Source organism: Bradyrhizobium sp. MI1.7, from assembly GCF_055811795.1.
Map to the genome: position 1 here is coordinate 1 of NZ_JBVVPO010000054.1, position 7,810 is coordinate 7,810.

At 65.0% G+C, this 7,810-nt stretch carries 8 protein-coding genes; 3 read left to right on the forward strand and 5 right to left on the reverse strand.

Annotated elements, in window-relative coordinates:
• The 3 genes from AC0L3X_RS34545 to AC0L3X_RS34555 all read right to left on the reverse strand — a co-directional run.
• Positions 1-771, reverse strand: a 771-nt coding sequence (locus AC0L3X_RS34545; RefSeq protein WP_473317149.1) for a sulfite exporter TauE/SafE family protein, incomplete at its 3' end; no start/stop codon positions are given.
• A 190-nt stretch (positions 772-961) separates the two neighbouring features.
• Positions 962-2,329 carry a flippase gene (locus AC0L3X_RS34550; protein WP_063981001.1) on the reverse strand — a complete coding sequence of 456 codons (1,368 nt, stop codon included), beginning with the start codon at positions 2,327-2,329 and terminating at the stop codon, positions 962-964.
• Positions 2,330-2,654: 325 nt separating this feature from the next.
• A complete protein-coding gene (locus AC0L3X_RS34555; RefSeq protein WP_063981002.1) occupies positions 2,655-3,494 on the reverse strand; it encodes a protein-disulfide reductase DsbD domain-containing protein in 840 nt (279 codons plus the stop codon).
• A gap of 142 nt (positions 3,495-3,636) precedes the next feature.
• Between AC0L3X_RS34555 and AC0L3X_RS34560 the strand changes: the two genes are divergently transcribed.
• Positions 3,637-4,281, forward strand: a complete 645-nt coding sequence (locus AC0L3X_RS34560; RefSeq protein ID WP_063981003.1) for a YqgE/AlgH family protein — start codon at positions 3,637-3,639, stop codon at positions 4,279-4,281.
• 175 nt (positions 4,282-4,456) lie between these two features.
• Here the strand turns inward: AC0L3X_RS34560 and AC0L3X_RS34565 are convergent, their stop codons facing one another.
• Both AC0L3X_RS34565 and AC0L3X_RS34570 read right to left on the reverse strand, forming a co-directional pair.
• Positions 4,457-5,344, reverse strand: a complete 888-nt coding sequence (locus AC0L3X_RS34565; RefSeq protein ID WP_063981004.1) for a TauD/TfdA dioxygenase family protein — start codon at positions 5,342-5,344, stop codon at positions 4,457-4,459.
• Positions 5,345-5,457: 113 nt separating this feature from the next.
• A complete protein-coding gene (locus tag AC0L3X_RS34570; RefSeq protein ID WP_063981005.1) occupies positions 5,458-6,237 on the reverse strand; it encodes an SDR family NAD(P)-dependent oxidoreductase in 780 nt (259 codons plus the stop codon).
• 98 nt (positions 6,238-6,335) lie between these two features.
• Here AC0L3X_RS34570 and AC0L3X_RS34575 point away from each other — a divergent pair, with 98 nt between their 5' ends.
• Positions 6,336-7,073: an SDR family NAD(P)-dependent oxidoreductase gene (locus AC0L3X_RS34575; RefSeq protein WP_063986080.1), complete on the forward strand. Its 738-nt coding sequence runs from the start codon at positions 6,336-6,338 to the stop codon at positions 7,071-7,073.
• A 136-nt stretch (positions 7,074-7,209) separates the two neighbouring features.
• Positions 7,210-7,584, forward strand: a complete 375-nt coding sequence (locus tag AC0L3X_RS34580; protein WP_063981006.1) for a CsbD family protein — start codon at positions 7,210-7,212, stop codon at positions 7,582-7,584.
• The last annotated feature ends 226 nt before the right edge of the window (positions 7,585-7,810 follow it).

Below are 7,810 nucleotides of genomic sequence, written 5' to 3' on the forward strand. Positions count from 1 at the left end.
CATCGTCGCCGCACAGGAACAGCGCGAGGGCTGCGACCTGCTCGGAGGTGACGAACTCCTTGGTCGGCTGCGCGTCGCACTGAGACTGCCGACGATGATGCCGGGCAGCGAGCCCAGCAGCAGCACGCCCATCAGGGCCCAATCCACATCGCCGAGCGCCCAATGTCCGGCCCCGGCAACCAGCGTCAGCGGCACCGCATGCGCGATGTCCGAGCCGACGATGGTCGCCATCGGCAGGCGCGGATAGAGCAGCAGCAGCACGGTGACGCCGACCGCGCCGGCACCGACCGACGAGATCGACACCAGCACGCCGAGCACGATGCCGGTGACGACGGTCGCGATCGCCGTGGTACGATCGTCGACACGTTCCAGCCGGCCGCGATAGCGCTCCATGAGGGCCTTGCGGAAGATCAGCGATGTCGCGGTCAGCAGCAATGCAAAGCACAGCACCAGATTGACCAGGCTGCGCTCGGAATCGCTCCTGAGGTCGAGCTTCCACAGCACGAGCAGCGTCAGCGCGCTCGCCGGGATGCTGCCGCAGGCGAGCCGCAGCACGGCGGGCCAGTGCACGCTCCGCGACCAGCCATGCACCACGCTGCCGCCGGTCTTGGTGGCGGCGGCATAGAGCAGGTCGGTGCCGACGGCGGTGGAGGGGTGGATGCCGAACAGCAGGATCAGCAGCGGCGTCATCAGCGAGCCGCCACCCACGCCGGTCATCCCGACAAGCAGGCCGACGCCAAATCCGGAGGCGACATAGAGCGGATCAATCATGTCTGGGGAATCTTAGGTTTATCTCGTCGGTTGAGCAATATGACGTAGAATAAAATTTCCCTGAAACGCAATCGCTTCGGTTGAATAAGAAAAATCTTGCGACAGACGGTGGGCGGGGAGGGGGTTTCAGTCGCCGCCGCGCAAGGCGCGAAACAGCCATTCTCCAGGCCGGCAACCCGGGTGGCAGCGCCTATTTGCCAAACGCCAGCACGTGCAGGCCGAGCCGCTGGCGCACGATCCAGAACAGCAGCACCGTCTCGAATGTCAGCGAGATCGAGGTCGCGGCCGCGGCGCCGTGACCGCCGAAGCGTGGCACCAGCGCGATGCAGAGCACGAGGTTCATCACGAACGCCAGCGCATAGGCCAGCGCACAGATCTTCTGCTGGCCGAGCATGTTGAGCAGGCGCTCGACCGGTCCAATCGCGGCGCGCACCACGAGGCCGATCGCGGCGACGAACATGATGTCGTAGCCGACCGTGAATTGCGGGCCGAACAGCCAGAGCAGCGGCTTGCCGAGCGCAAGCAGCACGATGGTCGCTGCCAGCGACGGCCAGAACGTCCAGTTGATGGCATGCGCGACATAGGCCGACAGGCGCGCCTTGTCGCCGAGCGCGTTGTATTCGGCGAAGCGGTGCGCTGTGGTCGCCGACATCGCGTAGTGGATGAACGAGACCAGGGCGAGCGTCTTCACCACCGCGAAATAGACACCGACCTCGTCCGATGGGCGGAACTGCTGAAGCACCAGCACGTCGGTATAGGACAGCAGCAGGTAGAAGCTCTCGACCAGCAGGATCGGCAGCGAGACGGCGAGCCAGCCGCCGATGTCGTAGGTCTTGGGGCCCGGCTCGATGTGATCGGCGAGCTTGCGGTTCAGCACCACCATCTGCCCGGTCATCGCGATCCACACCGCGCCGGCGCTCGCGACCATCGCGGCGACCGCGCCGAGATGATAGCCGAGCAGGAAGGCAGCGGCCGTGATGCCGATGATCAGCGCCTGGCGGATGATGAATTGCGGCATCAGACCGAGCTGCATCCAGTCATGCGAGCGCGCGATGCCGTCCTGGGTGTTGGCGACGACGAAGGCGGGCAGCGTCATGCAGCCGATATAGAGCGGCAGCACCTCGGCCGGATCGATCCAGGGCGAGAGCAGCTTGACGATTCCGGCGAGCCCCAGCGACACCAGCGTGGACGCGGCAAAGGTCAGCCAGCGGCTGCTGGAGAGAAAGCCGCGCAGCAGCGCATGCTCGCCGCTGGTGCGATATTCGGGAATGATCTTTTGCGCGGAGGCCGAGATGCCGAAGTCCATCATGCTGCCGAGCAGCAACACCCAGGTCCAGACATAGACATAGATGCCGTAGTCGGACGTCCCCATCCAGCGCGCGAGCAGAACTTGCGAGAAATAGGCGAGGCCCGCGCTGATCACCCGGATGATGAAGATGGTGCCGGCCAACCGCCGCGTCAGCGACGCTTCGTTCGACCCGCCCATCAGCTTCGCGCGCAGCCGCGCGATGAGGCCGGCAGGTCCGGTCGTTGCGGGTTCTGCATCCATCACGGCCAATTCGAGATCCCCAGGGCGTCCGTATCAGGCGTCCCGCATGCTGCGGCAGGCCTGATGCGGTAGCCCTTGGGGATTAGCAACCATTCGTTAAGATTGGGTTGGGTGAGGCATGCTGCCGCTCCAGCCACCAGCGACGTCCCCGCCTAGTGCGCAATTGCGCACGGGGGGCGGGGACCCATAACCCCAGGGAGAAATTGTTGCGCTGGCTGGTAACTCCGAGTCCTCGCCAAACCACTCCCTGTGGCTATGGGTCCCGGGCTCGCGCTTCGCGCGCCCCGGGACGACAGCTGAATATGGGGCGCTGGCAGCGCAACTCAGCTCCGGCTCACTCCAGATTCGTATTGAACTCGTACGACTTCTCGGGCGCGACGAGCGTGAACTTCAACGCCGCTCCGTCGGGCTTGGCGCCCGGTGGCAGTCCATCGAGCTCGAAGGAAAATCGTTGCACGCCGGGTGGGCTGCGCTCGACCGGCGCCGGAATCGGCAACGCCCAATCGAGCGTTGGCCCTTCCACGAACAAATTGACGCCGCGGCTGTCAGGCACGACCACGTCGACCACGACATTCTTGGGACCGTCACGTTTGACGTCGCGGATGGTCAGCGGATTGGGATCACCGATCGTGGCAGGCTTCGGCACGGTGTCGAGCGCAGCACGCAGATTAGCGTCCTCGGTCGAGGCGACGTTGTTGAAGCCGAGCTCGACATTGGCCTCGACGGGAACGCAGAGCTTCTCGCACACGGCGTAGTTGATCTCGGCGCGCAGCGTCACCGGCTTGTCGGGCGCCTTGGGCACGATGCGCAGAGGCAGCACGACCTGGCCGTGATAGCCGATCGAATGCCCGCCCGCACCGTCATCGAATTTCAGCGGCGCCGGCCACATCACCGTCACCGCTTCGACATTGTCCGATTTGGAGAAATCGAACCGCGGCGGAACGCCGGAATCGCCGGGGATGCGCCAGTAGGTCTTCCATCCCTGCTGGAGCTGGAAGGCGATACCGCCGAGCAGGACGGCGCCGCTGCGCGATCCCGCCAGCAATCGCACTGCGGAATGGCCGTCGCGCTGCCAGGGCGAAGCGTCGTCGGCGCGCGCTGCGAGCGTCATCGACGACGCAAGCAGGGTTGTTGCGACGCCAAACGCCGCATGCAGGGGAACTCTTGTCAGCATGGCACGTCTTTACAGGGTCGCCCCTGGGCAAACCATTGAATTGCTTGTGATGGATGCACCTGAATCAAGTCTATGCAAGCCTTGATTTGACAGCAGCCCGGCCCGACATCAGGATAGGAATCGAAACCGGAGTGCTTCACCGATGGCTCCCACAGGCAAAAGGACGGGCGAAAGCACCCGCAGCGCGGCCCCCGCGCTTCCCAGCTCGGCCGGCTATCTCGACGGCCAGCTCCTGATCGCGATGCCCGTGATGGGCGATGAGCGCTTCGAGCGCTCGGTGATCTATCTCTGTGCGCATTCCGCCGAGGGCGCGATGGGCATCATCGTCAATCATCCCGCCGGCAGCATCGACTTCCCCGAGCTGTTGCAGCAGCTCGGCATCATCAAGAAGGGCGAGCACATCAAGCTGCCGGAGAACGCCGAAAGCATGAAGGTGCTGCGTGGCGGGCCGGTCGATACCGGCCGCGGCTTCGTGCTGCATTCCAGCGATTTCTACATCGAGAACGCGACGCTCCGGATCGACGACGGCGTCTGCCTCACCGCGACCGTCGACATCCTGCGGGCGATCGCCAACGGCTCCGGCCCGAAGCACGCCATCCTCGCGCTTGGTTATGCCGGCTGGGCGCCGGGCCAGCTCGAGACCGAAATCCAGAGCAATGGCTGGCTGCATTGCGATGCGGATTCGGATTTGATCTTCGGCGACGATGTCGACGAGAAGTACGGACGTGCGCTGCGCAAGATCGGCATCGATCCCGGCATGCTCTCGAACGATGCGGGACACGCGTAGCTGTGTAGCAGCTGCTGCGACGGTTTGCGGTGTCCTGCGCCACCCTCCGCTGTCGTGCCCCGGCTTGACCGGGGCATCCAGTACGCCGCGGCCTATCGATTCCATCACAACCGTCTCGGAGTACTGGATCGCCCGGTCAAGCCGGGCGATGACCACGTCCAGCGGGGTGTGCCGCCTACTCCGCCGCCTGCTGCTGTACCGTCGGCTCTGTCCCCGCCACCGTCGCGCGGCGCATGTCGCGGGGTTGGGACTGGTCGTAGCGGCGGACGCGATGCATGGTCTGGCGGTTGTCCCACATCACGAGATCATGCAGCTTCCATTTGTGGACGTAGACGAACTCGCCTTGCGTCGCATGCTCGTTCAGATCGCGCAGCAGCAGCCGGCCTTCGGGGACGCTCATGCTGACGATCTTGCCGGCATGCGATGAGAGGTACAGCGACTTGCGGCGATGCACCGGATGGGTGCGCACCAGGCGTTGCAGCACCGGCTTGAACATCTGCTTTTCGTCGTCGGTGTACTCGGTGAAGCCGAGCGATCCGCGCGAATACATCAGCGAGTGCTCGCAGACGAGATCCTCGATCTCGGCCTTGGTGTCGTCATCGAGCGCGTCATAGGCCGCGCGCATGTCGGCGAACTCGGTATTGCCGCCCTTCGGGTTCACCACCCGCGCCGACAGCAGCGAGAATTTTGCGGGGATCGGGCGAAACGAGCTGTCGGAATGCCACAGGCAGTTGCCGAGGTTGAACAGATGCGCGCGACTGTCCTTCGCCAGCGGCTTGCCATCCTTGCCGAGATTGGAGACGTCGTTGAGGCCCGATTGCAGCCGGTAGTCCTTTTCCTTGGTCACGGTGCCGCCGCGCGCGTCCTCGCGCTGGCCGAAATTCAGCGCGAAGGCCATCTGCTGCTCGTCGGTGATGTCCTGGTCGTGGAAGACCAGCACCGCATATTTGTCCATGGCTGCCTCGACCTCGCGCGCCTCGGCCTCGGTGAGAGGCTTTCGCAGGTCGAGGCCGGAAACCTCGCCGGCAAAATGTTTCTGAAGCTGCCGGATGGCGATCGTCATGGTGTTTCTCCCGCGAACCGCGAGCGGTTGGTCCCGCTCTGCCGGTGAAAAAGCTACTCCCGCGACCGGCGTTGTCAACGCTCGGCGCGCATATCTCTTAAGCGTCATGGCTCTCACGCGTTGCGCGCCATCAAGCCGCCGTCGACAGGGATCACCGCGCCGGTGAGGAAAGACGCCGCAGGCAGGCACAGGCTCAGCGTCATATGCGCGACCTCCTCGGGGTCGCCGTAACGGCCGAGTGCAGTGCGGCGCTTGGCGTAGATCGTCTTGTGCTCTTCGGAGATGCGGTCGGTGATGGCGGTGCGGATCGGGCCCGGGCAGATGCAGTTGACGGTGATGCCCTCGCGGCCGAGCTCGACGGCGAGCGAGCGCGTGAGGCTCGCCACGCCGCCCTTCGCCGCCGAATAGGGGCTGTGCAACGCGGTGGCGCCGAGCGCCTCGGTCGAGGCGATGTTGACGATGCGCGGGCTCTTCGACTTGCGCAGGTGCGGCAGCGCGGCGCGGATGATGCGCGGATGCGCCGTCAGCATCACGGCGATCCCCTTGGCCCAAGCGTCTTCGTAAGCCTCGTCGTCGATCGCGACGCGCACGGAGATGCCGGCATTGTTGACGATGATGTCGAGCCCGCCGAAATGCGCCGCGACATCGCCAACCACGCGCTTGATCTCGCCGCCATCGGCGACATCGAGCTTCCACGCCTTCGCGGATCCGGCGTTCGCGGCAATCTCCTTGGCAACGGACAGCGCGCCCTGCTCGTCAAAGTCGGTGACGGCGACGTTCGCGCCTTCAGCGGCGAACACGCGCGCGGTCGCGCGCCCCATGCCGCTCGCCGCACCCGTGACGAGAACGGTCAGGCCCTTCACCGACCGGCTGAGCTCCTTGAATTCGGACATGCCGTTTCCTCGCGTCTCTTGTTTCTTGTTATGAGATGGACAAGGCTGGCATCGATCCGCAGACAGGTCAAACAAGCAAAACAAAAGGGGAGGCCGCGATGGCGAACGAGCTCGATTTCTCAGGCAAGCAGGTGCTGGTGGTCGGCGGTTCCAGCGGTATCGGCAACGGCATCGCGCAAGCCTTTCGCGCCAGGGGCGCGCAAGTTGCAGTCTGCGGCACGCGTGCTCATCCTGCGGAATATTCGGCGCTAGAAGGCTCCGATCTCACGGGTCTTTCCTATGCGCAGCTCGACGTCGGCAACACCGGCGCGGTGGAAGCGTTCAAGCCGTCCTTCGACCGTCTCGATGTGCTCGTGCTCGCGCAGGGCGCGGTGCTCTATCGCCGCGGCGAGTTCGAGATGGCCGGCTTCCGCAAGGTCGTCGAGGTCAATCTGATGAGCCTGATGGCCTGCGCGACGCGGTTTCACTCCATGCTGCGCGATAGCAAGGGCGCGCTGATCATGGTGTCCTCGACCGCAGCCTATCATTCCACCATGGGCAATCCCGCCTACAACGCCTCGAAGACCGGCGCAGTCGGACTGACGCGGACGCTGGGCGAGGCCTGGGCCGAGGATGGCATCCGCGTCAACGGTATCGCGCCCGGCCTCGTCGACACCAAGATGACGAAGGTGACCACCGACAATCCCAAGCGGCTCGAAGGCGCGCTGTCACGCATTCCGCTGCGGCGATTGGGCACGCCGGCTGACATGGCGGGCGCGGCGCTGTTCCTCGCCTCGCCGCTGTCGTCCTACATCATTGGCCAGACGCTGGTGGTCGATGGCGGGCTCATCCTGTAGCCCGGATGGAGCGACATGTCTGCCGTAGCCCGAAGAGCGCAGGCGGAAGCGTAGTCCGGACTACACACTTTCGCAGAAGCTTGGAACTGCGCTGCTCCTGATCGGTTACCTCGGCTGACCCCCGAGGAGGAGCAACATGGACAAGGATCGGATCGTCGGATCGGCCAAGGAATTCGCTGGGCGCGCAGAAGGCGCCGTCGGTGATCTCGCTGGCGATGCGCAGACACAGGCGTCAGGCAAGGCGCGGGAAGCCGCCGGCACCGTGCAGAATCTCTACGGCCAGGCCAAGGATGCCGTGCGCGACGCCGGTGAGACTGCGGCCGGCTACGCCAAGGACGCCTACGACAAGCCGGCCGAGACCTTGCGCGACGGTTCGCAGGCGATTGCCAAGAAGGTGCAGGACAATCCGCTCGGTGCGCTGCTGATCGCCGGCGGTATCGGCTTCGCACTCGCGCTCCTGATGTCGCGTCCCGCCCGTCGCCCGCCGCCGCGCTGGCGCTATTACGGCTGAGCCACCGCCCGAATTTTTCGTGCCCCGGACGCAATGCGGCCTAGGCGATGCGTAGCATCGTCCGGTAACGCCGCTTTGCTGAGCCGGGGCCCATTCTTTGGTGAATGTCGCAGTGCTGGGTCCCGGCTCTGGGGGGGGGGGGGTTGGCCGGGGGGGGGGGGGGGGGCCCGGGAGAAAAATTAAAAAAAAAAAACGGACAAAAAACCCCCAAGCCCCCCCGTTACAC